At 63.6% G+C, this 24,009-nt stretch carries 28 protein-coding genes; 15 read left to right on the forward strand and 13 right to left on the reverse strand.

The annotated features are described in order from the left end of the window. Nucleotides 1–12 precede the first annotated feature (12 nt). Nucleotides 13–1,197 (reverse strand): pyridoxal phosphate-dependent aminotransferase, encoded by a 1,185-nt coding sequence (locus NKI88_RS04410; protein ID WP_352653916.1) that lies wholly within the window; start codon nt 1,195–1,197, stop codon nt 13–15. Between the two features lie 83 nt (nt 1,198–1,280). Between NKI88_RS04410 and NKI88_RS04415 the strand changes: the two genes are divergently transcribed. From NKI88_RS04415 to denD, 4 genes are read left to right on the forward strand one after another with little or no spacing between them, the layout of a single operon-like run. Continuing rightward, nucleotides 1,281–1,967 (forward strand): GNAT family N-acetyltransferase, encoded by a 687-nt coding sequence (locus NKI88_RS04415; RefSeq protein ID WP_023701049.1) that lies wholly within the window; start codon nt 1,281–1,283, stop codon nt 1,965–1,967. A 15-nt stretch (nt 1,968–1,982) separates the two neighbouring features. Then, nucleotides 1,983–2,954 carry a cation diffusion facilitator family transporter gene (locus NKI88_RS04420; protein ID WP_023744207.1) on the forward strand — a complete coding sequence of 324 codons (972 nt, stop codon included), beginning with the start codon at nt 1,983–1,985 and terminating at the stop codon, nt 2,952–2,954. 58 nt (nt 2,955–3,012) lie between these two features. Beyond that, on the forward strand, nt 3,013–3,219 hold the full coding sequence (locus tag NKI88_RS04425; protein WP_023683268.1) for a hypothetical protein: 207 nt from the start codon (nt 3,013–3,015) through the stop codon (nt 3,217–3,219). Between the two features lie 11 nt (nt 3,220–3,230). Next, the gene (gene denD / locus NKI88_RS04430; protein ID WP_023683269.1) at nt 3,231–4,214 is read left to right on the forward strand and encodes a D-erythronate dehydrogenase; all 984 of its coding nucleotides are present in this window, start codon (nt 3,231–3,233) and stop codon (nt 4,212–4,214) included. Between the two features lie 10 nt (nt 4,215–4,224). Here denD and NKI88_RS04435 read toward each other — a convergent pair whose 3' ends face one another. From NKI88_RS04435 to NKI88_RS04450, 4 genes are all read right to left on the reverse strand, one after another. Beyond that, nucleotides 4,225–5,385 carry a nickel/cobalt transporter gene (locus tag NKI88_RS04435; protein WP_502909429.1) on the reverse strand — a complete coding sequence of 387 codons (1,161 nt, stop codon included), beginning with the start codon at nt 5,383–5,385 and terminating at the stop codon, nt 4,225–4,227. 8 nt (nt 5,386–5,393) lie between these two features. Further along, nucleotides 5,394–6,062: a DUF1007 family protein gene (locus tag NKI88_RS04440; protein ID WP_023683271.1), complete on the reverse strand. Its 669-nt coding sequence runs from the start codon at nt 6,060–6,062 to the stop codon at nt 5,394–5,396. 89 nt (nt 6,063–6,151) lie between these two features. After that, a complete protein-coding gene (locus tag NKI88_RS04445) occupies nt 6,152–7,051 on the reverse strand; it encodes a LysR family transcriptional regulator (RefSeq protein ID WP_023671925.1) in 900 nt (299 codons plus the stop codon). Between the two features lie 2 nt (nt 7,052–7,053). After that, nucleotides 7,054–8,253, reverse strand: coding sequence for an amidase (locus tag NKI88_RS04450; RefSeq protein WP_352653919.1), 1,200 nt, complete (start codon nt 8,251–8,253; stop codon nt 7,054–7,056). A 541-nt stretch (nt 8,254–8,794) separates the two neighbouring features. Between NKI88_RS04450 and odc2 the strand changes: the two genes are divergently transcribed. Together odc2 and NKI88_RS04460 are read left to right on the forward strand one after the other, a co-directional pair. Then, entirely contained in the window at nt 8,795–9,928 is a 1,134-nt protein-coding gene (odc2, locus tag NKI88_RS04455; protein WP_352653921.1) for an ornithine/lysine decarboxylase, read from the forward strand. Nucleotides 9,929–10,072: 144 nt separating this feature from the next. Next, entirely contained in the window at nt 10,073–10,615 is a 543-nt protein-coding gene (locus NKI88_RS04460; protein WP_352654078.1) for a GNAT family N-acetyltransferase, read from the forward strand. Nucleotides 10,616–10,684: 69 nt separating this feature from the next. Here NKI88_RS04460 and NKI88_RS04465 read toward each other — a convergent pair whose 3' ends face one another. The 7 genes from NKI88_RS04465 to flhA all read right to left on the reverse strand — a co-directional run bounded on the left by NKI88_RS04465 (nt 10,685) and on the right by flhA (nt 16,257). Beyond that, nucleotides 10,685–10,969 (reverse strand): SCP2 sterol-binding domain-containing protein, encoded by a 285-nt coding sequence (locus NKI88_RS04465; RefSeq protein ID WP_023695725.1) that lies wholly within the window; start codon nt 10,967–10,969, stop codon nt 10,685–10,687. A 195-nt stretch (nt 10,970–11,164) separates the two neighbouring features. Then, complete coding sequence (locus NKI88_RS04470; RefSeq protein ID WP_023683275.1) at nt 11,165–11,713, reverse strand: hypothetical protein; 549 nt, start codon at nt 11,711–11,713, stop codon at nt 11,165–11,167. Between the two features lie 28 nt (nt 11,714–11,741). Beyond that, on the reverse strand, nt 11,742–12,158 hold the full coding sequence (locus NKI88_RS04475; protein WP_023671919.1) for a hypothetical protein: 417 nt from the start codon (nt 12,156–12,158) through the stop codon (nt 11,742–11,744). Between the two features lie 13 nt (nt 12,159–12,171). Beyond that, the gene (locus NKI88_RS04480; RefSeq protein ID WP_023671918.1) at nt 12,172–12,744 is read right to left on the reverse strand and encodes a rod-binding protein; all 573 of its coding nucleotides are present in this window, start codon (nt 12,742–12,744) and stop codon (nt 12,172–12,174) included. 291 nt (nt 12,745–13,035) lie between these two features. Then, a complete protein-coding gene (locus NKI88_RS04485) occupies nt 13,036–13,419 on the reverse strand; it encodes a hypothetical protein (RefSeq protein WP_352653923.1) in 384 nt (127 codons plus the stop codon). 1 nt (nt 13,420) lies between these two features. Further along, entirely contained in the window at nt 13,421–14,173 is a 753-nt protein-coding gene (gene fliR, locus NKI88_RS04490; protein WP_023691740.1) for a flagellar biosynthetic protein FliR, read from the reverse strand. Continuing rightward, nucleotides 14,170–16,257, reverse strand: coding sequence for a flagellar biosynthesis protein FlhA (flhA, locus tag NKI88_RS04495; RefSeq protein ID WP_023671908.1), 2,088 nt, complete (start codon nt 16,255–16,257; stop codon nt 14,170–14,172). Before flhA ends, fliR begins: the two co-directional genes overlap by 4 nt. A gap of 123 nt (nt 16,258–16,380) precedes the next feature. On the opposite strand from flhA, the gene NKI88_RS04500 reads away from it, so the two are divergent. Continuing rightward, nucleotides 16,381–16,680 (forward strand): putative quinol monooxygenase, encoded by a 300-nt coding sequence (locus NKI88_RS04500; protein WP_023691739.1) that lies wholly within the window; start codon nt 16,381–16,383, stop codon nt 16,678–16,680. A gap of 39 nt (nt 16,681–16,719) precedes the next feature. Here NKI88_RS04500 and NKI88_RS04505 read toward each other — a convergent pair whose 3' ends face one another. Further along, on the reverse strand, nt 16,720–17,034 hold the full coding sequence (locus NKI88_RS04505; protein ID WP_155921527.1) for a hypothetical protein: 315 nt from the start codon (nt 17,032–17,034) through the stop codon (nt 16,720–16,722). A 167-nt stretch (nt 17,035–17,201) separates the two neighbouring features. Here NKI88_RS04505 and NKI88_RS04510 point away from each other — a divergent pair, with 167 nt between their 5' ends. The 8 genes from NKI88_RS04510 to NKI88_RS04545 all read left to right on the forward strand — a co-directional run bounded on the left by NKI88_RS04510 (nt 17,202) and on the right by NKI88_RS04545 (nt 23,996). Further along, nucleotides 17,202–17,471: a hypothetical protein gene (locus NKI88_RS04510; protein ID WP_352653924.1), complete on the forward strand. Its 270-nt coding sequence runs from the start codon at nt 17,202–17,204 to the stop codon at nt 17,469–17,471. Between the two features lie 90 nt (nt 17,472–17,561). Beyond that, nucleotides 17,562–18,215 (forward strand): helix-turn-helix domain-containing protein, encoded by a 654-nt coding sequence (locus tag NKI88_RS04515; protein ID WP_027049833.1) that lies wholly within the window; start codon nt 17,562–17,564, stop codon nt 18,213–18,215. 37 nt (nt 18,216–18,252) lie between these two features. Next, complete coding sequence (locus NKI88_RS04520) at nt 18,253–19,329, forward strand: extracellular solute-binding protein (protein ID WP_023683282.1); 1,077 nt, start codon at nt 18,253–18,255, stop codon at nt 19,327–19,329. Nucleotides 19,330–19,351: 22 nt separating this feature from the next. After that, nucleotides 19,352–20,224 carry an ABC transporter permease gene (locus NKI88_RS04525; protein WP_023683283.1) on the forward strand — a complete coding sequence of 291 codons (873 nt, stop codon included), beginning with the start codon at nt 19,352–19,354 and terminating at the stop codon, nt 20,222–20,224. Next, nucleotides 20,224–21,021, forward strand: a complete 798-nt coding sequence (locus NKI88_RS04530; protein WP_023695739.1) for an ABC transporter permease — start codon at nt 20,224–20,226, stop codon at nt 21,019–21,021. Before NKI88_RS04525 ends, NKI88_RS04530 begins: the two co-directional genes overlap by 1 nt. After that, nucleotides 21,018–22,133, forward strand: a complete 1,116-nt coding sequence (locus tag NKI88_RS04535) for an ABC transporter ATP-binding protein (protein WP_352653926.1) — start codon at nt 21,018–21,020, stop codon at nt 22,131–22,133. Before NKI88_RS04530 ends, NKI88_RS04535 begins: the two co-directional genes overlap by 4 nt. A 50-nt stretch (nt 22,134–22,183) precedes the next feature. Continuing rightward, entirely contained in the window at nt 22,184–23,569 is a 1,386-nt protein-coding gene (locus tag NKI88_RS04540) for an NAD(P)/FAD-dependent oxidoreductase (RefSeq protein ID WP_352459802.1), read from the forward strand. 58 nt (nt 23,570–23,627) lie between these two features. Continuing rightward, nucleotides 23,628–23,996, forward strand: coding sequence for a cupin domain-containing protein (locus tag NKI88_RS04545; protein WP_352653928.1), 369 nt, complete (start codon nt 23,628–23,630; stop codon nt 23,994–23,996). Nucleotides 23,997–24,009: the final 13 nt, after the last annotated feature.

Genomic DNA, 24,009 nt, shown 5'->3' on the forward strand with positions numbered 1-24,009 from the left:
ACAGCCGAAGGCCTACTTCTTCAAAAACGCCTCGATCCGCTCCAGCGCGTGCAAGATGTTCTCTTCGGAATTGGCGTAGGAAAGCCTGATGTAGCCTTCGCCGAGAATGCCGAAATCGGGGCCGCCGATCAGCGCCACGCCGGCCTCCTCGAGCAGTGCCGAGGCGAGCTTCTTGGCCTTCCAGCCGGTCTTCGAAACATTCGGGAAGGCATAGAATGCGCCCTTGGGCGTAATGCAGGAGACGCCGGGCAGCGCGTTCAGCCCCTCGACCACGATCTTCCTGCGGTTGTCGAAGGCGCGCATCATCTTGTCGACATCGTCCTGCGGGCCGTCGATGGCGGCGATGCCGGCGAACTGGCTCGGCGCGTTGACGCAGGACCAGCAATTGACCGCCAGCTTGCGGACCTTGTCGTAGAGATGCCCGCCCTTGTCGCCATTCGGCCAGATCGACCAGCCCATGCGCCAGCCGGTCATCGCCCATGTCTTCGACCAGCCGTTGAGCACGATCAGCCGGTCGCGAATTTCCGGAAAATTGAGCAGCGAAAAATGCGTCTCGCCGTCATAGGTCATGACGTCGTAGATTTCGTCGGAGAGGATAGCGACCTGCGGATGCGCTTGCAGTCCCTTCACCAGCTTCTCGATCTCGGCGCGCGGCGTGACGCCGCCGGTCGGGTTGGCCGGTGAGTTGAGGATTAGCAGTCTGGTCTTCGACGTGATCAGCGCCAGCGTCTCCTCGGCCGAGAAGGCAAAGCCGTTCTCCTCGCGGATCGGCACCGGAATGGGCGCGGCGCCGGTGAACTCGATCATCGAGCGGTAGATCGGAAAGCCTGGGTCTGGATAGAGGATCTCGGCGCCGGGTTCGCCGAACATCAAGATGGCCGCGAACATGGTCGGCTTGCCGCCGGGCAGGATCATCACATTTTCCGGCGAGACCTCGACGCCGGTGGTGGTCAGCGTGCGCCGCACCACCGCTTCGCGCGTCGCCAGCAGGCCATTGGCCGGGGTGTAGCCATGGTGGCCGTCGCGCAGCGCCTTGATCGCGGCCTCGACAATGTGCTGCGGCGTTTTGAAGTCGGGCTGGCCGATGCCGAGATTGACGATGTCGCGGCCCTGTTGAGCCAGTGCGGTCGCCCGCGCCAGCACGGCAAAGGCGTTTTCCTCGCCGAGACGGTCGAAGGCCGAAATCGTGTGGAGCATTTTTCCCGTCCGTGTGGTTCTTGCTGTTAGGTCGCGTTTTTGTGAGCGTCTGCTCACAAAAGTCAAACGGATTGGAGTTTTGCGTGTCGGAAAATCTCAAAGATTGGCAAGCGCGTCCGCGGCCCGAGCGCAAGCCCATTGACGGGCGCTATGTCCGGCTCGAACCGCTGAGCGCCGAAAAGCACGGCGATGGGTTGTACGAGGCGTCGTCCGTGCCCGACATCGATGGACGCTTTGCCTGGCTGCCCGACTACCCGCCGCAAACCCGCGCCGATTTCCAGCCATGGCTGGACAAGGTCGAGGCGAGCGAGGATCCGCTGTTCTTCACCGTCATCGACAAGGCCAGCGGCAAGGTCGCCGGGCGACAGACGCTGATGCGCATCGATCCCACCTATGGCGTCATCGAGATCGGCAACATCTATTGGGGGCCGCTGATCTCGCGCAAGCCGGCAGCGACCGAGGCGCAGTTCCTGTTCATGAAGTACATTTTCGACGGGCTCGGCTATCGCCGCTACGAGTGGAAATGCAACAACCGCAACGAGCCGTCAAAGCGCGCGGCGGAACGGTTCGGCTTCAAGTTCGAGGGCATTTTCCGCCAGCATCTTGTGGTCAAGGGTGAAAACCGCGATACGGCATGGTACTCGATCATCGACAAGGAATGGCCGGCGCTGCGCAAAGCCTATGAGGCATGGCTCGATCCCGCCAATTTCGATGGCGAAGGCCGGCAGAAGCGGCGGCTCGAGGATTTCCGCGCCGAGTTCGGCGCGTAACAGGAGTTTTTTCCGATGGCGCACAGCCATGATCATGGTTCGCATGCTGGGCATGGCGCCGGCCACGTGCATGGCTCGACCGACAAGAAGCGTGTGCTGATCGCAGCCTGCCTGACCGCCGGCTTCATGGTGGCCGAAGTGCTTGGCGGCCTTTTGACGGGATCACTGGCGCTGCTGGCCGACGCCGGCCACATGCTCGCCGACTCGATCGCGCTTGGCCTTGCCTGGTACGCCTTCCATCTTGGCGGACGGCCGGCGACAGTGCGCCTGACCTATGGTTTCGGCCGGGTCAAGACGCTGGTCGCCTACACCAACGGCATCGCCATCTTCGCCATTGCTTTGTGGATCGTCTACGAAGCCTGGGGCCGGCTGATGACGCCGGCGCCGGTGCTGGGCGGGCCGATGCTGGTGGTGGCGATCGCCGGCCTTCTGGTAAACTTCGCCTCGTTCTTCGTGCTGCATGGCGGCGACCACGACAGCCTCAACATGCGCGGCGCCATCCTGCATGTGCTGGGCGACCTGCTCGGTTCGGCGGCGGCGATCGTGGCGGCGCTGGTCATCCTGGCCACCGGCTGGACGCCGATCGACCCGATTCTGTCGGTGCTGGTCTCGGTGTTGATCCTGTCCACCGCATGGTCGCTGATGCGCGAAGCCGCCCACGTCCTTCTCGAAGGCGTACCGGCAAGCCTCGACCGCGACATCATCGCCAAGGACATTGCCGGCACCGTCAAGGGCGTGCGCGAAGTGCACCATATGCATGTCTGGTCGCTGGACGGCTCCAGCAACATGGCGACGCTGCATGCCTGCCTCAACGATGGCGTCGATCCGCACCAGGCGGTCAGCGCCATCAAGAAGCGGCTCGCCGCCGAACACGGCATCAGCCACGCGACGGTCGAACCGGAATTCGGCCAGTGCGCCGACAGCCATGACGAGCACGATCATGACCACGACCATGGTGCGCCACCGCATCACGGCCATTATCACTGACAGGGAATTTCATGGCATTGGCATCCGAGTTGACGAGTTCCCGCTGTGGCGGGACGGCATGATGGATCGCGACACGCGAAACGCGCTGATTGCCGCAGCCTGGATCATGCTGCTGTTCGGCATCGCGGCGTTCTATCTGCCGACGGTGATGCTGGCTGTCGGCAATATCTCGACCGTACTTGCCGGCATCGTCGGCATCGCCTTCGTGCTGGCATTCTTTCTGGTGTTCTGGTTGCGGGGTCGCAGCCAGAACAAGGGCAAATAAGAGGCTTTGAAATGCGCATCCTGATTACTGGCGCCGCCGGCATGGTCGGCCGCAAACTTGTCGACCGGCTGGCCAAGGACGGCACGCTCAACGGCCGCAAGATCACCGGGCTCGACCTGCACGACATCGTGCCGCCGCAGGCGCCGGCGATGGACGGCGTCAGCATCGCCACGCATACCGGCGACCTTGCCGACGCCGGTGCTGCCGAGAGCCTGGTGGCGTCACGCCCCGACGTCATGTTCCATCTCGCCGGCATCGTGTCGGGTGAGGCGGAAGCCAATTTCGATCTCGGCTACCGCGTCAATCTCGACGGCACACGGGCTCTGTTCGATGCGGTCCGGCTGGCGGGCTTTTCGCCGCGCCTCGTCTTCACCTCGTCGATCGCGGTGTTTGGCGCGCCGTTCCCCGATGTGATCCCGGACGACTTTCATCCGACGCCGCTGACCTCCTACGGCACCCAGAAGCAGATGAGCGAGGCGCTGCTGGCCGACTATTCCAGGCGCGGCTTCTTCGACGGCATCGGCATAAGGCTGCCGACCATCTGCGTGCGGCCCGGCAAGCCGAACAAGGCGGCGTCAGGTTTCTTCTCCGGCATCATCCGCGAGCCGCTGAGCGGCCACGAGGCGATCCTGCCGGTGCCGCGCTCGGTGCTGCACACCCATGCCAGCCCGCGTTCGGCGGTGAACTTCCTGATCCATGCCGCCGGGCTCGACGGTGCCGCTGTCGGGCCGCGCCGCAACCTCACAATGCCCGGCGTTGCCGTCACCGTCGGCGAGCAGATCGAGGCGCTGGAGCGCATTGCAGGCGCCGACGTCGTGAAGCTGATCCGCGAACAGCCGGATGAGACCATCTGGGCGATCGTCAAGGGTTGGCCGACGCGCTTCGAGGCGCGCCGTGCAAGGGACCTCGGCTTCAGCGCCGAAAACAGTTTCGATGAAATCATCCGCGCTCATATCGAGGATGAGTTGGGCGGAAAGATCGCGGGTCAGGCCTGACCCGCCGCGGTCATACAGTTCCGGACAGGCTCGCCGACAACAGCAACAGCCCGAACAGGAAGACGAACGCGGCGCCGCCGATTTCGACGAATGTGTGGATACGGTTGCCCATGCGGCCATCGCCGGCGAAATAGACCGCCCAGTTCTTGGCTGTCACAGCGATCGTCGCCAACGCCGAGACTGTGATGGCGGTGCCGATAGACATCGCCAGCACCGACAGCAGGCCGCCGAGCCACAGGCCGTTGAGCAGCGCGAAGCTGAGCACAATCAGCGCGCCGGAGCAGGGGCGGATGCCGACGGCGGCTACAGCCGACCAGGCCGTGCGCCAGTCGAAGCGGTCGCCCGACAGCAGCGCCGGATCAGGCGCATGCGAATGGCCGCACGTGTCGCAGACCTCGCCGGCCGGTTGATCGTGAGCGGCGTGATTGTGATGAGCGTGGTCGTGATGGGAATGATCGTGCGTGTCGTGGTCGTGCGCGGCGTGATCGTGATGATCATGCGAATGGTCGTGATGCACATGCAAGGCATGCGCCTGCGCCGCGTGGCTGTGACCGGCATGCGAATGGCCGCCATGGCCGGCGTGGGCTGCCGACAGGCTGTAGGCGGGCGCCCTGCCGAACCAGCGCTGGACCGTGGGCCCAAGCTTGCGCCACAGCAGCCAGGCGCCGAACAAAGTGACGAAGACATAGCTCATGATCTCCATGAACCAGGCTGCGTCGGTCATCGAGATGGCGGTGCCGCGCAGGACGAAATAGGCAAGCAGCATCACCAGGATCGCGGTCAGGCCCTGCAGCAGCGCCGAGACGAAGGACAGCAGGATACCGCGCCTGAGCGCCACTTCATTGGCCACCATGTAGGACGAGATCACCGCCTTGCCGTGGCCGGGGCCGGCGGCGTGGAAAATGCCATAGGCGAAGGACAGGCCGATCAGCAGCCACATCTTGCTGCCGTCCTCGCGCATTGCTTTCATCGCCGTGGCCAATGCGCGGTAGAATTCCTGCTGGCGCAGATTGATCCACATCAGGATGTGGGCGAACGGGCCGGTGGTGGGCGCCATGCCGTCATTGACACCGATGCCGAGTGAGCTCTGGGCATGGGCCTGCCCGAGAAAGTGCGTCATCAGCAGGGCAGCGGCCACGAGGCCGAATGCCAAACGCAGGGACGGTTTCATCACCGGATCTATCCTTCTGGCGGGCAATTCAGTTCGAGCTTGGTGGCGAAGATCTTGCTCATGTCGGTGCCTGTCGGGTCGTTGAAGAACGCGTCCGTCAGGGTCTTCTGGTTTTCCTTGATCGCCTCGTCTGGATCAGGCCGGATGACGCTCTTGGTGCAGCTCGAGGGCAGGCCTTCCACCGTGATGTTGCTATCCTCGGTGAAGTCGATCGCTGTGTAGAAGGTTGGATCGTAGACGCCGAAATCGATCTTGCCGGCGAGCTTGATCGGCACCTTGGGTTCGGATTCGAACAGGATGATCAGCTGGTCGTTTTCGAAATTGGCCATAAGATGCGGTGGCGGCGTCATCGGCACGTCCTTGCCGTCGACGGTGACGAGCTGGAAATAATTGAACTCGGCCAGCGAGGCATGAACGGTGTCGGCGACATCCTTCAGCTCCTTGTCGTCAAGCTTCAGGTCGGAGTTCTTGTCGAACTCCATCATCACCGTACTCGAAAACAGATCATCGAAACGCCAGAGGTGACGCAGCGCTTTCACACTTTGGTGATCCGGAGAGAGGATCACGTCGAGGCGGGCCTCGGCGAAGACATGAGGATGCGCGCCAGCCGCTCCGACGGAGGCAAAAGTCGTCGCCAGGGCCGAAGCCAGCATGATTGCGTGCCGTTTCAGATGCATTCTCGGTCGCTGTTCCATCGGCCTCGGAGAGATTTCGAGAGGTTACCAGAAACGGGGCGAAATTGGGACCGCGGCACGGCAGGACCGGCTCAAGCGCTCTCGCGGTTCTTGAACCATTGCACCAGGAAATCGACGAAGACACGGACCTTGGCCGGCAGATAGCGACGGTGCGGGTAGACGGCGAAAATGCCGCTGCCCGACTGGATGCGGTCGTCGAGCAACGACACCAGAAGCCCGGATGCGAGGTCGGGCGCGGCGATGAAATCCGGCAGGATGGTGAAGCCCAGACCGGACACGGCGGCGGCTCGCGCGGCCATCGGGCTGTTGACCTCGATGGGACCCGATACGTTGACACTGACTGACTCCTCGCCATCGCCCCTGAAGCGCCAGTTGGCGAGCGAGCGGCCATTGGTGTCGACGATGCAGGGCAAGTTGGCGAGATCCTGCGGGCGCGTCGGCTTGCCGTGCTTGGCGATCAGCTCCGGCGAGGCGCAAAGCTTGATCGAAAACGGCCCCAGGCGGCGGGCGATCAGCGATGAGTTCTCCAGGCGCGAGATGCGCACGGCAAGATCGAAACCTTCCTCGACCAGATCGACAAAACGGTCGTCGAGATGGATGTCGAGCACGATGTCGGGATGCTGTTTGGCGAAGTCGATGAGCGACTGGCCTATCGGCGCGTCGGCGAAGGTGCGCGCCGCGGAGAGCTTGATCCTGCCGCGCACGTCGCCGGAGGATTCGCGCACGGCGTCGGCTAGGCTGTCGACCTCGCGCACGATTTCCGAAGCGCGGCTGTAATAGGTATGGCCGGCCTCAGTCAACGAGAACTGCCGCGTGGTGCGGTTGAGCAGCAGCGCGCCGAGTTCGTCCTCGAGTTCGCGCACATATTTCGACAGCAGCGCCTTGGAGCGACCGATCTTGCGCGCGGCCGCCGAAAAGCCTTCGGCCTCGACGACGTCGATGAAGGCGCGCATGCGGGTCAGTGTATCCATCATCAGGCCTTTCGTGCCGCATCGAGAATTCGCCGGCCGAGCCGTATCAGGGCAATGTCGCTGCCGGGAGGGCCGAGCAGCGAGAGGCCGAAAGGGGCACCGTCGACCGAGCCCAGCGGCAGGGTGATTTGCGGAAAGCCTGAAAGACCCGAAAGGCACAAAAGATGCAAGGCCCTTTCGCGGTAGGCCTGGAGCTGCTGCGGCTCGCTTTTGACCAGAGGTGCGGGGCCTGGAACGGTGGGCAGGACAAGAAACCCGTCTTGGCCGAGCAAGGCAGCCAGCTCGGAGCGGAAGGTCAGGCGGCGCACCGCCTCGGCCCGCGCGGTCTTTTCGTCGATTGTCCTGCCAAAACCAAAGCGCTCCTCGACGCCCGGCCCGAGATTGCGCTCGCCCGAAATGATCCAGGCGCCATGTTGCTGCCAGGCCTCGGCGGCCTGGAGGCGGCGAAAGCACCAGTAGAGCTCGTCGGGGAAGGAGGCGAAGCTGTACTCTACCGGCGCCGGCTCACCGACAAGACTGGCGGCCAGCGCTCTCATCCTGGCATATTCGGCTGCCTCGGCCGGGCCGGCGACGAAGGCGTCCAGCCAGCGGATCGACAGCGGCCGGTTGAGCGGATGCTGATGCGGGTCGCGGCCAAGCAACAGCTTGCCGATCGTCTCATAGGTTTCGATGTCGTCGGCGAACCAGCCGAACGTATCGAAGCTCGGCGCCAGCTTCATCGTGCCTTCGAGCGAGATGCGGCCATGCGTGGTGCGCAGCCCGATCAATCCGCAAAAGCTCGCCGGGGCGCGGATCGAGCCGCCGGTGTCCGAGCCGGTGGCGATGTCGGCGAGCTTGCCGGCCACCGCCGCGGCCGATCCGGAGGACGAGCCGCCGGTGACGCGGTCGGGGGCAGCCGGGTTCACCGGAAACGGAAAATGCGCGTTCTGGCCCATCAGCGAGAAAGCGAACTCGTCGGTCTGCGTCTTGCCGATGAAACGCGCGCCGGCGTCGAGAATCATCTGCACGGCCGGTGCCGTGCTGGACGCGGCGTGGGACTCGGCGAACTTCACCGGATTGCCGCAACCGGTGCGGTAGCCGGCGACGTCGTAAATGTCCTTCACAGCCAGGCGCAGCCCGGCCAGTGGCCCCAGTTCCGCATTGGCCACCGGCATTCGACGCAGGTCGAGAAAGGCGTTGAGCGGGCCGTGCGTGCCTGGCATCGTTGGATATCCGTATACAGTAGGCCCAGCATTGTTCGATGCCGGAATTTTTACAACCTGGAGTACGATTTTTATTGATTGTGAAATCTTTCGATCTTATATCGCGCTTGCCCAAAGTCGCACGTGCCTGTGGGTGTCCGCCGATCCTCGAATGGTGAGGGAAATCGGTAAGGTAACTGGAGCTAACCCCTCCAGTCGGTCTAGCGGCCAACCGCCAGCCCGAGGACACCTTGAAGCAACGACGGTGCGGGCCTTTCTGGTGTTCTGCCGGTCGTCCAAAGACCGGGGTTACTGAAGAGGCACACCTTCATTGCCGGCAGTGCGGACGGGTCTCCCATCCAAGCCAAGGCAGACAAAGCGAACCGAGGCCGGGCAAGGCCAAGGTTCACCGCCGCGAGACGGCGTTTCATGGTTCCGGGGTCTCCACCGGCTGGTTCCATGGATTTCCGTCCCGCCTTTGTTTGACCGCGTGTTCGCGAGGCCGAAAGCCCGCGTCCCGCAGCCTTATTGCGCGCCGCAAGGCGTTAATGGAGAGACCCCGATGGCCACCCAGCGCATCCTCGACTTCCTCGCCACCCGACGTCCGTCCGGCCCCTGCCTCGTCGTCGACCTCGATGTCGTGCGCGACAATTTCCGTGCCTTCGAGAAGGCGCTGCCCGATTCCAGAATCTACTATGCGGTGAAAGCAAACCCTGCGCCGGAGATCCTGCGCCTGCTTGCTGCGATGGGCTCGTCCTTCGACACCGCTTCCGTTGCCGAGGTCGAGATGGCGATGGACGCCGGTGCGCCGGCGGACCGCATCTCCTTCGGCAACACCATCAAGAAGGAGCGTGACGTTGCACGCGCCTACCAGCTCGGCATTCGGCTGTTTGCCGTCGACTGCGTCGAGGAGGTCGACAAGATCGCCCGCGTCGCTCCCGGCGCGCGCGTGTTCTGCCGCGTTTTGACCGACGGCGAAGGCGCCGAGTGGCCGCTGTCGCGCAAGTTCGGCTGCGTGCCGGCGATGGCCGTCGACGTGCTGCGCCATGCCAGGACGCTCGGCCTCGACGCCTATGGCGTGTCGTTCCATGTCGGCTCGCAGCAGACCGACCTGACGGCGTGGGACCGTGCGCTGGCCGACGCCAAGAAGGTGTTCGCCACGCTCGCCGACGAAGGCATCGTCCTCAAGATGGTCAATATGGGCGGCGGTTTCCCGACGCGCTATCTGCGTGATGTGCCGGCGGCCCAGGCTTACGGCCAGGCCATCTTCTCGGCGCTGCGCAAGCATTTCGGCAATGCGATCCCTGAGACCATCATCGAGCCGGGTCGCGGCATGGTCGGCAATGCCGGCGTCATCAAGTCGGAAGTCGTGCTGATCTCGAAGAAGGCCGAAAACGACAATGTGCGCTGGGTGTTCCTCGACATCGGCAAGTTCGGCGGTCTGGCCGAGACGATGGACGAGGCGATCCGCTATCCGATCGTCACCCGCCATGACGGTTCGGAGACCGCACCTTGCGTGCTCGCCGGCCCGACCTGCGATTCGGCCGACGTGATGTATGAGAAGACGCCGTATCCGCTGCCTCTGTCGCTGACCATCGGCGACGATGTGCTGATCGAAGGCACCGGCGCCTACACGACCACCTACTCGGCGGTCGCCTTCAACGGCTTCGAGCCTCTCCGATCCTACGTGATCTGACGGCTTCGGCCTTCAGATCACCCCAGGCGGACGTTTGCGTCCGCCCGGGTTCGCCTGTGGAACAAGCTCCGCTCGTGAAGGATCGCGGAAATGGACATTGTAAATTACATTGACGGCATTGGATTCTCCCCCCTCGAGGGGGAGATGGCCGGCGCCATTCCCATCGTCGCCGAAACTGCGGCAGACATTGCATCGCGTGAAGCGTTGCTCGATCGCGCCATGGGGCCGATGCGGCGCAAGAAATCGTCGGAGAAGCTGCGGCGTGGCCGCCGGCCTTCCGAAGGCCTCGCTTTTGTCGTGCGCGATGCAACCGGCGCGGTTGCCGGCACGGTGCGGCTGTGGGACGTGCGTCTGGGCGAGGGTGGCCCGGCGGCGCTCCTGCTCGGACCGCTCGCCGTAGATCCGGCGCTGAAGAACGCCGGCATCGGCTCGGCGCTGATGCGCCATGCTTTGGCCGAGGCCGCGCGTCTGGGCCATGCCGCGGTGCTGCTGGTCGGCGATGCGCCTTACTATGGCCGCTTCGGCTTCTCGGCGGAGAAGACCGGCGCGCTCGCCATGCCTGGTCCGTACGAGCGGCACCGCCTGCTGGCGCTGGAACTGATCGATGGTGCGCTCGACGGCGCGCGTGGCACGCTGAGGGCTGCAGGTCGCAAGCTCAAGGCGCAGAGGCTGTCGCTGGCCGCCTGATTGGTCAAAAACAAACGCCGCCCGTCCTTTGCATTTCAGCGAGGGCGGCGTTTTGTTTTTGCGAAGGGCTCAGCCGATCAGTTGGCTGAGCGCCATGGCGACCGACATATCGCCTTCGACCTTTATCTTGCCGGACATGAACGCCATGGTCGGGTTGAGGTCGCCGGCGATCAGCGAATCGAGATCGTCGAGCGACAGCTTGATGGTGCAGTCGGTCGGCGCATCGGTGTTCGAGACGGTCGCGCCGTCGATGACGATGACGCCGTTGCTGCCGGTATCGAACTTCACGGAATGTTCGAACCCGGCGCTCGCCACGCGCGACCTCATCTTCTCGGCAATGTCCTGAACGCTCATGACTGTTCTCCTGGTCTCGTTGCGTTTTGCCGCGCTTCAGTGACCGGCCTCCGCCGAAGTCACTGTCTCGCGCGTACCGCGATCCTGGTCGCTTGGCGCATATAGCTTCGAGTTGACGTAAACGTCAACGCGCGATGCGTCATCTCGTTTCAGTCGGAAGGAATGCGGCAGAGAACATTCGCCCTGCGACGAAGGTTAGTGTTCAGCAGCGGGCTTCGCCGCCTCGGCCTGGGCCGATTCCGCCGGGGCCGGTTCGGTCGGCGTGGCCGGATCCTTGCGGCGGCGCATGGCGTTGTCGCGGATTTCGTCCTTGGTCAGGAAGTTGACCTGGTCGATCAGCACTTCATGCACCAGGTCGGCGCCGACGCGGGCGTTGACGGTGTCGCGTATGGCCTTGCGGAAGGCATCGAGATCGATGGTTTCCTTCTTGGTGAAGTCGATCTGAGGATTGGAGTAGAGATAGGAATAGACCTGATCGGTCATCAGCGCTTCGGCCGGGATCGACATCTTCTTTATCTCGGCCGGCTCGACCGTGTAGACGAGCTTGGTGAGGAAATAGCCGTCGATCTTGGAATCGCGGATCAGCGGCACCGAGATGATGTCGGTCTTGACGTAGTCGAGGCCACCCAGCATCGGTTTCGGCGTCTCGCCGACGCCGCGCTCACCGGCCGCCTGGAACGAATAGAACACCGCGCCAAGCGTGGCGGCGCAGATCCAGATCGCGGCGGCGATGAATTTGATCACCGGTTGTTCCCGCCTGTTGCCGAAATCATCAGCTCGCCCAACCGAATTCGCCGGCCGAATAGGTGCCGTCGGCTTCGGCGCGCTGAATGGCGTTCTTCAACAGCGTGGCGACTTCGTTGACCGCGTTGAGGTGGGCGAGGATTGCAGCCTCGTTTTTCGCGAGCTTCTGGCGCAGCCGCGCCAGACTGTCGCGATGCTGTTCCAGGAATTCGATCTCGTTGGCGCCCTTCATGGCGCGGGTCAGCTCATAGAGGTAGCGGCTCTTGCGGGCGTTGGAGGCCTTGAGGTCATAGCTGGTGTCGTTCTTCAAACCGGCCGTCTCTTCCTCGACCGCTTCCTCGATGCGGCCGATGATGGCGGCAAGGTTGCCCGGCCGTGCAAACGGGATCGGCGCTTCGGACGTACGCGCCGGCAGGTTGGAAGAGTATTTTGAAAAATCGGCCATTGAAAATCCTGGTCTAGATCTTGATTTCGGTTTTGATGGTCGTCTCGTCGCCGGTCATCGACCGTGCGGCCTTGCGCTGCAATTCCTCGACCAGCGAGGTGGACAGCCGGGTCTGCTGGTCGATCTCGGTCTTGTGCGGCCCGGTTGACACCGGGCCGATCGGCACGGTGCGCTTGCCGTCCTTGTAGTGGTCGGCGAGCAGCGATTTGGCGATGCCGATGCCTCCGCGCTCGGCCATGACGTCGGCGACACGCTCGGCAAGCTGCGATTTCCACATGTCGCCGGCCAGCCCCTTGCCGTAGACGCCCTCGGTGTCCTTGGGCAGCATGTTTTGGATGAAGGTCTGCAAGACCATCGCCTCGAACTTCTTGAACTTGCTGGCGGGATCGGCATTTGCGGCGGCCTTGTCGGCGGTAGCGCGCGACAGGATCGAGCCGGCATCGACCGAAGCAGCCATGTCGACAGAAAAATTACCGCCAACGCCGTTGGCCCGCTTGGCCAGCGCGGCACGGGCAGCCTCGATATCCGCCGGGTCGACGGCTCGGGCAACATCGAGAACGATGTCACTGGGTGGAGAAATCGCCAAGAAAGTCCGCCTCTTTGCCGGGTTTCCTGAGCGACCATGCCGCAACAAGCTTGTGGCAGGCTTGCCGGTTTGAAATCCTTCGCCGGATGCTGGGCCATTGCTATCAGCAGCGGCAAGTCCGGCTGGGTCGATGCGATCTGGTCGTTTGCGGTGGGCGCTGCCGGCGTCGCCATGGTCAGATCGTAGGTGGCGTAGGCGCAGAGGCCGAACACGGCGCCGTACACCCAATACAGCCCGCCGCACGGAACGAAACCGAACGCCGTCCGCAAGTGACGCGGCTTTAACTTTCGATTATTCCTGCCCGCGCCTCTGCGCGATCAGATCGAGCCGGTCGCGGTCGGAGCGTTCGCGTTCGTCCTGTCGGCGCACGTCCTTGTAGGCGCGCTCGACCATGTTGGTGCGCGCCGTCGCAGTGGCGATGAGCGTGACCTCCTGCCTGCCGCTTTCCAGGCTCGCTTCCTGCCGGACTAGCGCATTGGCGATGCGGCGATGGTAGAGGTCAGGGAACAGCACCGCCATCGACTGGTCGGCGTCGAAATGCTGGACAAGTTCCCTGGCCTCGGTTTCGGCGGTTGCCGCTGCCGCCAGGAAGGCCGCATGGCGCGTCTCGTGCAGGGCCTTCAACTGCTCCTGCACCTTGACCAGTTTCTTCAGCCGTTCCTTGCGCGTGCTCATCTCACCTCGCCAGCGTCAGATCGACAAAGCCGTCGACGAACAGCGACAGCATGGTGCCGATGGCGAAGTAGAAGATGATCATGCCGCCGGCGATGACGAAAGGCAGTGAGATGAAGTAGACCGGAATCTGCGGCGTCAGCTTGTTGACGAAGCCGATCGTCAAATTGACCAGGATGGCATAGGCGATGAACGGGCTGCCGAGCCGGATGACCAGGAAGAAGGCGTCCGACACCGTGTCGGTGAGATCGACCAGGGCGGCCTGCGGATTGAAGAAGACGTTGACCGGCGCCACCGTGTAGGAGGCGACCAGAGCGCGGATGATCTCGTGGTCGAAATCGAAGACGAAGAGCAGCAGCAACGCTGAAAACGAGATGATGGCGGCGAGAGCCGCCTGCGGTTCTGGCTCCTCGATGGCGGGGCCGCCGGTGCCGCCATAGCCGATCAGCATGGCGATGGCCGAACCCATGAAGCGCAGAGCCTCCATGTAGAGCCTCGTCATCGCGCCGATCAGCCCGCCGACCAAAAGTTCGGAGATGATCATCGGCGCCAGCACCTGCGGACGCGCATCGACGAAGGGAAAGATCTTGTCCCACAGGAAGGCGAGCAGGCCACCGGTGGCGGCGATCGACACGAACAGCCGGACCTGGACCGGCACGCGGGCGCTGGACAGGCCCGGCATCAGCATGAAGCAGGCGCCGATGCGACAGAAGGCGAGGAAGGCGGCGATGACGACGCCTTGCGACAGTATGTTCACGAGATCGTCCCGAGCACCTTGATCTCGACGCCCTTGGCGATTTCGACATGGGAGAGAACGGGAAGCGTCGTGAACAGGCGCTCGATGATCATGCGCACATAGGGGCGAGCATCGGGCGCGGTGACGAGGACAAAACGCTCGCCGGCCTCGAGATGCTTGCGGATCGCCTTGGTCGCGTCCTGGCCGAATTCCTCCAGCTGGCGCGGGTCGATGTCGAATTCGCGCACCTCGCCCTTGGCGTCGCGCTTGAGGCTCTGGTGGAAGGCGAGGTCCCAGCGGTTGCCGAGGCGCAGCACCTTGAGCATGCCGCCCTCGGAGAGATCGCCGCAGATCTGCTGGGCCATGCGGATGCGGACATGCTCGACGATCTGCTCGGTGCGGCGCACATGCGGCGCGATCTCGGCGATAGCCTCGATGATCAAATGCAGGTTGCGGATCGATACGCGTTCGGCCAGCAGCAATTTCAGCACCGCCTGCAGGCCGGGATAGGAGATGTGCGAGGTGCAGATCTCGTCGGCGAGCTTGCGGTATTCCGGATCCTGGCGCTCGAGCAGCGCCTTCATGTCCTTGTAGGACAGAAGCTGCGGCAGGTTGTTGCGGATCACCTCGGACAAATGGGTGAGCAGCACCGACATGTTGTCGGCAAAGGTATAGTTCTCGCGCTTCAGATCCTCGGCGAAGGTTTCGAGCACCGAGAAGGCGCGCATGCCGAAGGCCGGCTCGCGGATTTCCTCGCCGGGAACGTCGGGCAAATCCCGGTTGCCGAGCAGCACCATGATCTCGCCGACGCGCATCTGGTATTCGGCGACGACGGTGCCGTGGACCTTGATCTGATAGCTTTTCGGCGGGATGCCGAAATCGTCGGCGACGCGCACTTCCGGCACGACGAAGCCATATTGCGTGGCAAATTTCTTGCGCATCTTGGCCATGCGGAACACCAGTTCCTGATGCGACACCAGCAGCCGCGTCGACAGCTGTTTGCCGATCAGAAGCTCGATCTCGGCGGTGGTCAGCGAAGCCTTGACCGAGTTCTTCTCTTCCTCGACCTTGTTCGCCTTCTCCAGATCCTTGATCGCTTCGGCGGCGGCAGCCTCTCGGTTGGCGCGCATCGGGATGACGTAGCCAAGGCCGGCCATGCCGGCGGCTAGCGTGAAGAACGGGAAGAACGGCAGGCCGGGCATCAGGCCGAGCAGGACGAGCAGCGAGGCCGCGACATAGAGCGCGCGCGGATGCGCACCGAGCTGGCCGAACACCGCCTGGTTGGTCGAGCCGCGCGTGCCGCCCTTGGACACAAGCAGGCCGGCCGCGAGCGAAACGATAAGCGCCGGGATCTGGGTGACGAGGCCGTCGCCGACCGACAGTTTGATGAAGACATCGGCGGCTTCGCCCATGCCCATGCCGTGCCTGATGTAACCGATGGCGATGCCGCCGACGATGTTGATGGCGGTGATGATGAGGCCGGCAATGGCGTCGCCGCGGACGAATTTCGAGGCGCCGTCCATCGAGCCGAAGAAGGAGGATTCCTCTTCCAGCTCGCGGCGGCGCAGTTGCGCTGTCTTGTCGTCGATCATGCCGGCGGACAGGTCGGCGTCGATCGACATCTGCTTGCCGGGGATGGCGTCGAGGGTGAAGCGGGCGCCGACTTCGGCAATACGGGTGGCGCCTTTCGTGATGACGATGAAGTTGACCACAATCAGGATCATGAAGACGATCAGGCCGATGACGAAATCGCTGGCCATCACAAGTTTGGAGAAGCCGGCGATGACATAGCCGGCGGCGTGCGTGCCCTCATTGCCATGCGACAGGATCATGCGCGTGGTGGCGATGTTGAGGGACAGCCGCAGCATGGTGGCGATCAGCAGCACTGTCGGGAAGGACGAGAAATCGAGCGGCCGCTGGATCCACAGCGCCACCATCAGGATCAGCACCGACAGTGCGATCGAGAAGGCGAGGCCGATGTCGATGAGGAAGGCCGGGATCGGGAGGAACAGCACGGCCAGGATGATGACGATGCCGATGGCGAAGAAGACATCGCGGCCGTTCTTGGCCACTGTTCCTGTCGCTAAGCTTTCGCTGACGGCCATATCGTCCCCAATCACAAGCCTGCCGAGCACGCGACAGCCCTTCGAGCCTAACCGGTCAAGCTTGCGCGAGGGTGGGAGGACTGGTTACTTGCCGGGACGACAGAGGCCTTGAGGAGAGAGATCATGCTGGTGATCATCGGCACCATTCGCCTGCCGGCGGAACGGCTCGACGAGGCAAGGCCGGCCATGCGGCGCATGATACTGGGCAGCTGGGCGGAGCCCGGCTGCATCGAATACTCCTACGCGCAGGACGTGCTCGACGCCGGGCTCATCCATGTAATCGAGGTGTGGAGCGACAGGGCCGCGCTCGACGCGCATTTCCGCTCGCCTCACATCGCCGATTGGCGGGCGAGCTGGGCATCGCTCGGCATAGGCGAGCGCAACCTCATGCTCTACGAGGCCGGCGAGCCGAAGCCGATCTGAGGACCGGGCACAGTCAAGAAGGCGTAGGCCCAAGAAAGTCTAGCAGGCGTTGACCTGTCTGCAGGACCATCCGCCGCCATCGGTATCGTGGCAGTCTTCATAGCTGCCGTAGCAGGTGTTCGTCGAATTGCGATACCAAGGGTAGCCGCCAGGACAGCAAACATCTTGTTGTGCAGTCTGGATAAATTCCTTTGCCGGCCGGCTTTGGTTTTCCGGATTGCCTCCCGCCAAAAAAAGAGACATCGGGTGTGACACAACAGACCTAACCGGCATATCCATGCTTGAATTGCTCACCGCAGACGAGCTCAAAAAAATCATGCCAACAGCTAATGAAAAAAATCCCCGCGCACTCATCTTCTCCTCCTTGAGGGAAATAGAGACGGCCAAAAATAGCACAGCTGCGTCGATTGCGTAAGCGATCGCTCATATACCTCGACACGCTCGCGGGGAATTGAAGCGGGGCGGCAAGCCTGACTGCGCCTCAGCGCCAGGGCGCCGCAAGCAGCCGGCATTATGTCGGCGTGCTGATCGTCGCCGAACTGCACAGCGATCCGTCCGATGGTGAGACGCCGGTGCTGGCGCCGGCCAAATTCCGGCATGCGGTGCTGGTGCCGACCATGAACGTCCAGTCCACCGCCGAAACCATCCAGCGCGCCGTCGCGGAGGAACTGGAGGTGGTCAAGAATTTCGACAACCGGGCCGTTGTCGGGCTTTTGACCGAGGGCCATCTGATACGGCGCTACGCCGAGGAACTCGACAAGGCGCGGCGCGACCTGTCGGGCGAAGACTAGGCCTCGGCCGGCATCTTAAATGTCCCTACTCGGCGCTTGCCACGTGTACAGTGTCACTGTACAAATTGTTCAGTGGGAGAAAAAGACGGGATGAGCACCGACCAGGCTCCGGTCAAGAATGGCGTCGCCTCGACGGCGACGCATGCCCATCAGATGCTGGGCCAGCGGCTGAAGAGCCTGCGTCTCGGCCGGCGGCTTTCGCTGCGCGAACTCGCCGAGCTGACCGGGACCAGCGCCAGCTTCATCAGCCAGCTCGAGCGCGGCCTGACCGGCGCCAGCACCGCCTCGCTCAACCAGATGGCCTCGGCGCTTGGGGTGAGCGTGGCGATGCTGTTCGAGGATAGTGCCGCCGGGCAGCGCGGGGTCTTGCTGCGCAGCGAGCGGCCGAGCCTGCCGCCCAGCGACGGCTGCCGCAAGATGCTGCTCTCGCGTCCCCCTTTAAGCGACATGGAAGTCTATGTCGGCGAGTTCGAAATCGGCGGCTCGACCGGCCCAGCGCTCTACACCCATGGCGACGCGCACGAGATGCTCGTCGTGCTGCGCGGCATCGTCGAGGTTTCGCTCGGCGATGTCAGGCATGTGCTGGAAGAGGGCGACAGCATCGAATACGCGACATCGACAGCACATCGCTCAGAGAACATCGGCAGTGGTCGAGCCGAGGTGATGTGGATCATTGCGCCACCGACTTCGGTGCGCGCCGAACTCGATCAATACAGGGCCTGGAAACCGCTCGCAGCCAGGTAGGTTCAATCCATGCGGGTCAAATGGGAGAACAATAATCATGCTGAAAACAAGACATCTTGGCCTTGGCGCCGTGCTGGCGCTCGGCGTTCTGGCAACCGCAGCGTTCGCGCAGGAAAAGCCTGTCGCGGGTGAGGTCAAGGAAGGCTCGCTCAAGGGAAAGACGCTGACGCTCGTCTCCTATGGCGGCATCTACCAGGACGGCCAGGCCGCCGCGCTCAAGGAGTTCGTCGAAAAGTCCGGCGCCACGCTGCTCAATGACGGGCCGACAGAGATCGCCAAGCTGCAGGCGCAGGTCGAATCCGGCAACGTCACCTGGGACGTCGTCGACACCGCCGACCTGCCGCCTTACGTCTATTGCGGCAAGCTGTTCCAGAAGCTTGATTTCAGCAAGCTTGACGTCTCCAAGGTGCCCGAGGGCCAGGTCGGCGAATGCTCGGTGCCGGCGATGAACTACGGCGTCGTGCTGATGTACAACAAGGAGAAGTATGGGGATAACCCGCCCAAGAGCTGGGCCGATTTCTTCGACACGGCAAAATTCCCGGGCGTGCGCGCGCTGGATGGTTCCGGCGATCCGACCGGTGGCCTGCTGGAGCAGGCGTTGAAGGCGTCGGGCGGCGATCCGAAGGCGATGACGGTGGCCGACATCGACAAATCCATCGACGTGATCCGCAAGCTCGGCCCCGACACGATCTACTGGAAGACCGGCGCTGAATCGCAGCAACTCGCCGAGTCCGGCGAGGCCGACATGCTGATGATGTGGACGGGCCGTGCCATGACGGCGGTGAAGAACGGCGCCAAATATGCGCCGGCCTGGCAGGACTGGCTGGTGGTGATGGACCAGATGACCATTCCGGTCGGCGTCAAGGATACGGATGCGGCTTATGCGCTGCTCAATGCCTATCTCGGCAAGGGGCCGCAGGAGATCCTGGCGCAGCAGACCTCCTATACGCCGATCAACAATGACGCGCAGCCAAAGGTCGATGCGTCGGTCGCCGCCTTCCTGACCAACACGCCAGAGCGCCAGAAGCAGGGTTACAAGCAGAACATCAAGTTCTGGGTCGAGAACTTCCCGGTGGCGCAGGAGAAGTGGTCGGCGCTGATGGCAGGCAACTGAACAGCCGAGTGAGAGCCAGGCCGTGAGCGCGTCCGAACCCATCGCCCAACCCGCCGCCGATGTGCGGCCCGGTCGGGCATGGCGGCCGTTCGCGCTCACGGCGCCGGCGCTCATCCTGCTTGTCGCGGTGATCGGCTACCCGCTGCTCACCATCGTGCTGCGCAGCCTGTCGGAACCTGAGTGGGGGCTGCAGAACTATGCCTGGTTCTTCGGTGCGCCGGTGAACCTGACGGTGCTGCAGCGGACCTTTGTCATCTCGGCCTGGGTGACGCTGGTGTGCGTCATCGCGGCCTATCCCTATGCCTATCTGATGACCGCGGTCGGGCCGCGCGTCCGGCTGGTGCTTGTGCTTTGCGTGCTGATCCCGTTCTGGGTGAGTGGTGTGGTGCGAACGCTGTCATGGGTGATCCTGCTGCAGGATTCGGGCGTCATCAATTCGTTGCTGCGCTCGGTCGGGTTCGGCGGCGTCAAGCTGATCCGCACCCAGACCGGCGTGGTCATCGGCATGGCGCAGGTGCTGTTGCCGTTCATGATCCTGCCGCTCTATTCCGTGATGCAAGGCATCGACCTCAGGCTGATGCGTGCGGCGCAAAGCCTCGGTGCGCGGCCGTCGCGCGCGTTCTTCACCGTCTATCTGCCGCTGTCGCTGCCCGGCGTCTATGCCGGCGCGATCATCGTCTTCATCCTGTCGCTCGGCTTCTACATCACGCCTGCTTTGCTCGGCGGCCCGCGCTCGACCATGCTGTCGACGCTGGTGCAGACGCAGGTGCTGAGCCTGCTGCAATGGGGCAGGGGCGGCGCCATGGGCGTCGTTCTGCTGGTCACCACCTTCGTGCTGCTGGCGCTGGCAGCACCCGTGATGCGGTCCAGTCATCGGGAAGCGGGGCGGCGCTGATGGAGATGAAGCCGCTCACCCGCGTTCTTCTCGGGCTCGTCTGCCTGCTGGTGGCGATATGGCTGGTGGCGCCGACGCTGGTCGTGGTGCCGATGTCGTTCAACGAAAACAAATCGCTGGCGTTTCCGCCGCAAGGCTTTTCCTGGCAGTGGTACCAGAATTTCGCCACCAATCCGGACTGGTCGAACAGCTTCCTGAACTCGCTGAAAGTCGCCTCCATCGTTGCCGTCCTGGCAACGGTGCTCGGCACGCTTGCCGCCTTCGGCCTCGACCGCATGAAGGCGCGGCCGGCGAACCTTTTGCGTATGCTGATGCTGACGCCGATGGTGGTGCCGGGCGTGGTGCTGGCGATCGGCATCTATGCCGTCTATCTCGACACGCAGCTCGTCGGGACGCTGCTCGGCTTCGTGCTGGCCCACACCATCCTTGCGCTGCCCTTCGTGCTGATCGCGGTCTCGGCCAGTCTCGAAGTGTTCGACCGCCGGCTGGAGACAGCCGCCGCGAGCCTGGGCGCCGGCGCACTGACCACGTTTCGCACGGTGACGCTGCCGCTGATCGCGCCGGGCGTGCTCTCAGGCCTGCTGTTCGCTTTCGCCACCTCGTTCGACGAGATTGTCGTGTCGCTGTTCATCACGAACCCCTATCTCAAGACATTGCCGGTGCAGATTTTTGCCTCGATCACGCGCGACGCCGATCCGACGGTCGCGGCTGTCGGCACGATCCTGCTTTTCGCGACCACGATCCTGATCGGCGGCGGCATGCTCCTTCTTGGCCGCGAGCGGAAAGGACGCCAATGAATCCGAAGCCGACAAGCAAGGGCGCGGCGATCGATCTCGAAGCGATCAGCAAGGCCTATGGCGGCTTCAAGGCGCTGGACGGCGTGTCGCTGCGCATCGAGCCCGGCGAGTTCATGACGCTGCTCGGCCCCAGCGGCTCGGGCAAGACGACGACGCTCAACGTGATTGCCGGTTTCACCGATGTCACCAGCGGCAAGCTTCTGGTCGGGGAAAAAAGCGTCGTCGGCATGCCGGCGCACAAGCGCAACATCGGCGTCGTCTTCCAGCATTACGCGCTGTTCCCGCATATGAGCGTCGGCCGCAACGTCGCCTATCCGCTGACGCTGCGCGGCGTCGACCAGGCGACGCGGCAGACACGCGTGGCAAGGGCGCTCGACATGGTCAAGATGGGCGATTTCGCGCATCGCTATCCCAGCGAATTGTCGGGCGGCCAGCAGCAGCGCGTGGCGTTGGCACGCGCCATCGTCTTCGACCCGCCGCTGCTCCTGATGGACGAGCCGCTCGGCGCGCTCGACAAGAAGCTGCGCGAATGGCTTCAGCTCGAGATCAAGCGCATCCATCGCGAACTCGGCACCACCTTCGTCTATGTCACGCACGACCAGGAAGAGGCGCTCGTGCTGTCCGACCGCATCGCCGTGTTCAACCGCGGGCGCATCGAGCAGGTCGGCACCGGCCGCCAGCTCTATGACGAGCCGGCAACGCTGTTCGTCGGCCGCTTCATCGGCGATTCCACCGTGCTGCGCGGCAAGGCGCGCAGCGATGGCAACAGCACCGCGATGAGCATCGCCGGCGAGACGGTGGCGGTACCGCGTAAACTGTCGGGAGAAGTCAGCCCGGTGATGTTGCTGCGTCCCGAAAAGCTCGCCATACGGCGGCCCGGCCAAAGTGCTGGCAATGGCGCCAACCGCCTGTCGGGGACGATCGCGGAAGCCATCTATCTCGGCTCGGAATCGAAATACGAAGTTAAGCTCGCCGACGGCTCGGCCGCGATCGTGCGCTCACCGCTAACCGGCGAGAGTTTTGGCCTCGGCGACAAGGTCGAGCTCTGCTTCGACGGCAGCGACGCCAAGCTGCTCGCGGACGACGCAAGCGCCGACACCACACTCACCTGATTCCATCTGGCCTGATCCCATCTGGCCTGATCCCATCTGAAAGTCATTCCATGCAAGCCAAGCGCAACGGCGACATATCGTTCTGGTATGCGGATCTGGGGGCGGTTCCCGTTCCGCGCCCGCCCTTGCCTGGAAACATCGAGGCCGATGTCGCCATTGTCGGCGCCGGCTATACCGGCCTGTGGACCGCCTACTATCTGAAAAAGGCGAAGCCATCGCTGCGCGTCGTGATCGTCGAGCGCGAATTTGCCGGCTTCGGCGCTTCGGGGCGCAATGGCGGCTGGCTGTCGGGCGGCTTCAGCTGGTCGCGCGAAAAATATCTCAAGACATCGAGCCGCCAAGGCGTGATGGCGATGCAGGCTGCGATGGCAGGCTGCGTCGACGAAGTGATCCGGGTCGCGACCGAGGAAGGCATCGACGCCGACATTCGCCGCGTCGACAATCTGACGGTGGCCACCAACGCAGCGCAGTTGGAGCGCGTGCGCGAAGAATGCGAGACGATCCGTTCCTGGGATGTCGACCCGAACCGCGTCGAGATGCTGGACGCCGCCTCAACGCGCACGCGCATCAACATCCGTAACGTCATGGGCGGCTTCGTCGTGCATGGCCAGGCGCGGGTGCAGCCGGCCAAGCTGGTGCGTGGGCTTGCCGATGCCGCCGAGCGGCTGGGCGTGCCGATCTATGAGAAGACGACGGTGACAAGCATCGCCAAGGGCAGCGTGACGACAGACCGCGGTACGGTGCAGGCGGAGACGATCATCCGCGCGACCGAGGGTTTTACATCAGGCATCCCCGGCGAGGAGCGGACCTGGCTGGCGCTCAACAGCGCGCAGATCGTGACCGAGCCGCTGCCGCCCGACCTGTGGCGCGACATCGGTTGGGAAGGGCACGAACTGCTCGGCAATGCGGCGCATGCCTATTGCTATGCCCAGCGCACGCGTGAGGGACGCATCACGATGGGCGGACGCGGCGTGCCTTATCGCTACGGCTCGCGCACCGACGTCAACGGCCAGACGCAGCAGGCCACGATCGACCAGCTGCACACGATCCTGACGACGCTCTTGCCGCAGACCAAGGGATGCCGCATCGATCACGCCTGGTGCGGCGTGCTCGGCGTGCCGCGCGACTGGTGCACCACGGTCGGCCTCGACCCCGCGACCCGCATCGGCTGGGCCGGCGGCTATGTCGGCCTCGGCGTGTCCAGCTCCAACCTTTCGGGGCGCACGCTGGCTGACCTTGTTCTCGGGGCAAACACCGAGCTGACGAAGCTGCCTTGGGTCAACCGCAAGGTCAGGCCATGGGAACCGGAGCCCTTCCGCTGGCTGGGCGTGCATTCGATGTACCAGCTTTATCGCATTGCCGATGGCCGCGAGGCGGCAGGGCTTGCGCGCACCTCGAAGCTGGCCGCGTTGGCCGACAGCATCACCGGCCACTGAAGCCATTTGTTCTCACGCAATTCCGGGGCAGACCCGTTTCCTGGAATTGCTCTTATCCATGGAGCTAGACTTGATCGATCTTTCGACCTTCCACGATCTCGCCAAGGCCGAGATCGGCGCGTTCTCTCCTAAGCCAACCTCGATTGAAGGGGATCAGGTCGAGGCCGTGCGCTCGTTCTTTCAATCGCCGGACGGGACTGTTGATGTCGGCATCTGGGAATGCACGCCCGGCCGCTTCACCGCCGATCGTTCGGGCTCGTCGGAGATCTGCCACATCATTTCGGGGCGCGTGGAACTGAGCCGCATCGATGGCGAGGTGCGGGAACTCGGTCCGGGCGATCTCCTCGTCCTGCCGCAGGGCTGGAAGGGCGAGTGGCTGATACGCGAGACCACGCGCAAGCTCTACATGATCCAGAGCGCCGGCTGACCGGCGCTACGGC

Origin of the sequence: Mesorhizobium sp. M0317 (assembly GCF_040321555.1) — a bacterium.
Lineage (GTDB): Bacteria > Pseudomonadota > Alphaproteobacteria > Rhizobiales > Rhizobiaceae > Mesorhizobium.